The sequence below is a fragment of the Azotobacter armeniacus genome, from assembly GCF_054779355.1.
Genome location: NZ_BAAGYK010000159.1, coordinates 1 through 2,832, shown reverse-complemented (window position 1 = coordinate 2,832; position 2,832 = coordinate 1). Strand labels below are relative to the sequence as shown.

The 2,832-nt window shown below is 63.1% G+C and carries 2 protein-coding genes and 1 pseudogene; 1 reads left to right on the top strand and 2 read right to left on the bottom strand.

What is annotated here, in order from left to right; genetic code table 11:
* Together ACYVD0_RS21515 and ACYVD0_RS21510 are read right to left on the bottom strand one after the other, a co-directional pair.
* On the bottom strand, nucleotides 1-380 hold a 380-nt coding region (locus ACYVD0_RS21515; RefSeq protein ID WP_460428696.1), incomplete at its 3' end, for a 3-deoxy-7-phosphoheptulonate synthase.
* A 634-nt stretch (nucleotides 381-1,014) separates the two neighbouring features.
* Nucleotides 1,015-1,257, bottom strand: a pseudogene (locus ACYVD0_RS21510) (transposase domain-containing protein); the annotation flags it as partial.
* A gap of 551 nt (nucleotides 1,258-1,808) precedes the next feature.
* Between ACYVD0_RS21510 and ACYVD0_RS21505 the strand changes: the two are divergent.
* The coding region (locus ACYVD0_RS21505; protein ID WP_460428695.1) for a reverse transcriptase domain-containing protein at nucleotides 1,809-2,832 on the top strand (1,024 nt) is incomplete at its 3' end.

The window sequence follows — 2,832 nt, the reverse complement described above, 5'->3', positions numbered from 1 at the left end:
ACGCCGTCGACGGTCTCGCTGCAGGCCGAGCGCGGTTTGGCGAACTGGCCGGCCATGCGCCCCACCTTGACCACCGGACAGCCGGCGGCGAAGGTCATGGCGATTGCCATCTGCAATAGCACTTTTAAGGTGTCAGCGATCTTGGTCGAGGAGAATTCGGCGAAGCTTTCCGCGCAATCGCCGCCCTGCAGCAGAAAGGCGCGCCCCTGGCTGACTTCGCCGAACAGTCGGCGCAACTCGCGCGCCTCGCCGGCGAAGACCAGCGGTGGATAGCCGGCCAGGGTCTGCTCCGCCTGGGTGAGATGGATGGCATCGGGGTATTCCGGTTGCTGCTGGATGGGCTTGACTCTCCAGCTGTCAGGACTCCAGTTCTGCTTCATCATCAGATCCTTGATTGGATTACGGCATGGTCGATGGATGTAACTGCTCGTTGTTGGAGAGTGATACACAGCCAGTCATGACTGTTGCTAGGTTGACGTCAGCCCAGCGCTAGAGCCTGTCATTAACCAGTGATTCGGTTACCGTTGCACCTATGCAGACGATAACCTGAGCCTTACCCAATCGATGTCAGCGATGAGGGATGCGCTTTTGTGCGCCTTGCCTGGCACCCATGTCGAATCTTCTGCTCATCGCGTCCACAGCCTGCGCAAAGTCTTCAATGCCTTGCGCTGCATCGTCCGTGGCGGCCTGCTCTGGCGCCACCGGACGCCTTTCAGCGTGCCGTCTCCTGGCAGGTGTCTTCGAAGAATTAATGCACGATCTTCGTGAGCTGATCCGAATGGCCGACAAGAGGCGCAACCCAGCGCCATGATTCTCGACAGCCGGACCCTGCAATCGACAACGTAAAACAAAACATGCACCGGTTATGACAGCGCCAGGCGACGAAAGGGCACGAAGGTCCCAGAAGCGAGCCCAGGTGGCGGCCCTGGCCGAACAGGTGCAGACGCTGAAGGGAGCGGTGGAAGTCGCCTTCCTCGACCAGGGCCATACCGGTGCATCGTAAGCGGCCGGGGATTACACCTTGCTGGCAGGTTTCCAGTTGTGCGGCAGCAGCGCGGATATCTCGCTGGCCTTCTGCGTCGGCAACCGGGTCAGCACATCTTTCAGATAGGCATAGGGATCATGCCCGTTCAGGCGTGCCGACTGGATCAGGCTCATCAGTGCAGCCGCACGCTTGCCGCTGCGCAGCGAGCCGGCGAACAGCCAGTTCGAGCGCCCGAGGGCCCACGGGCGGATCTGGTTTTCGCACCAGTTGTTGTGTGTGCCTTGCCAAGGCACGGTTGATCCGTCGGTGAAAGTCCGACCCGGCCAACTCGCGCTCCGGCCGGAAGCACAAGGAGCGGCTCAGGAGGTAACGAATGGGCTGAAGCACTGCTTGAAAAGGCTTCGATAGGAAGCCAGCGGGTCATGCGGGCCGCAACGCGAGTGAACACCGAGCAGGCCTCGAAATGCCGTCGTGGATGCCGACTCGCCACAATAACGAGGAAGGCCGGCGGCGGTACGCAAGCGAGCGTGATGAGCGCGTACCGCATCCACCGGGGTAGTGGTGGCAGCACGCATGGCGAATGATCGATCGTGCAACAAGGGAAGTCCGTGGCGGTGCCCGGCGGGCAACCGGGCAACGGCGGCCCCGTGAGGGGTGGAGTCGGCTGCTGCGGATGGCGGATGGGGGCGTAGTAGTGATGAAATCGGGTAACGCTGGTGGAGCGAAGGCCCCCTGTTGCACTACCAATGCGCAAAGCGGGAAGAGCCCGGGGATTGGCATCAGCCTATCAACCCCGCTCGATTCGGTTCGGACCCTGCAGAGCGTGTTACGGGCGAAAGCCAAGAGCGAAGCGGCCACGAGGTTCTACAGCCTGTGGGACAAGGTGTACCGGATAGACGTCCTGCTGGAGGCCTATCGGAGGTGCCGCGCCAAGCGCGGTGCGGCCGGGGTGGACGGCACGACGTTCAAGGACATCGAAGACCAGGGACTGGCCAGCTGGCTGCAAAGACTGAGACAGGAGCTGCGTACCGGACAGTATCGGTGCGCGCCCCTGTTGCGTGTATGGATTCCCAAGGCCAACGGCGGGCAACGCCCGCTGGGCATCCCGATCATCCGTGACCGGGTTGTCCAGATGGCCATGCTGCTGGTACTGGGGCCGATCTTCGACCCAGACCTGTTTCCCTGGCAGTATGGCTTCCGCGAAGGCATGGACGCCAAGATGGCGCTGCGGCGCATCCACTTCGGCATCGCCGAGCGCGGCGCCCGCGAAGTGGTGGATGCGGATCTCTCCGACTACTTCAACACGATTCCCCACGGGCACCTGCTGCGCTGTGTGGCACGCAGGATCTCCGACGGGACGGTGCTGGCGGTACTGCGCCAGTGGCTCGATGCTCCGGTGGTCGAGCGCACTGCCGAGGGCGGAGAAGTCCGCACGACGGCCGCGCGCGACACCAACCGGGGCACACCGCAAGGGGGCGTCATCTCGCCGCTGCTGGCCAACCTGTACTTCCGCCGCTTCATGCTGGCGTGGTACCAGGGTGGGTATGCCCGGCGCTTGCGAGCCGAGGTGGTCAACTACGCCGACGACTTCGTCATCCTGTGCCGACCCGGCACGGGAGAGCAGGCGATGGCGACGATGCGGCGCCTGATGGCCAAGCTGGGCCTGACGGTCAACGAACAGAAGACTCGACTGGTCAAGCTGCCGGAGGAGCGCTTCGACTTCCTGGGCTACACCGTGGGACGTTTCTACGGTCACCAGGGCAAGCCCTACTGGGGCACAGCGCCCTCGAAGAAGTCGATCAAGCGGCTGAAGGAGCGCGTACACGCCGAGACGACATCGCGCTGGA